Annotated in this window: 1 rRNA gene; it reads left to right on the plus strand. The window is 41.3% G+C overall.

The window, feature by feature from the left end:
* Nucleotides 1–366: 366 nt before the first annotated feature.
* A 23S ribosomal RNA gene (locus tag M3175_RS24355) occupies nucleotides 367–455 on the plus strand; the annotation flags it as partial.

Below are 455 nucleotides of genomic sequence, written 5' to 3' on the forward strand. Positions count from 1 at the left end.
GGTGCGGCTGGATCACCTCCTTTCTAAGGAAATATGCTTGCGTAAGCAAGACATAATACAGACGTGACGATTTGTTCTTGTTCAGTTTTGATGGTTTAATAAGGTTTTTTTGCGAAGCAAAAATAACTATCCTTATAAACTTCCATCAAGTTGTTCTTTGAAAACTAGATAAAGTAAAAAAGTCAAGAAAGAAACTGAGTATCGCCATTTTAGGTTTTCTCTCTATTAAATGAGAGTAACTAAAGAAAAAAGAGAAGCGAACAGGTCGAGGAATCGAGTGAGGAGACACCGGAGCGTACTTGAAGGTACGTGAGGATGTTGACGAGCGAGATGACGAAGAGATGTGAAGCTTATATTTTTTCGATAGGTTAAGTTAGAAAGGGCGCACGGTGGATGCCTTGGCACTAGGAGCCGATGAAGGACGGGACTAACACCGATATGCTTCGGGGAGCTGT

The sequence above is a fragment of the Robertmurraya korlensis genome (assembly GCF_023715225.1).
Classification (GTDB): Bacteria; Bacillota; Bacilli; order Bacillales; family Cytobacillaceae; genus Robertmurraya_A.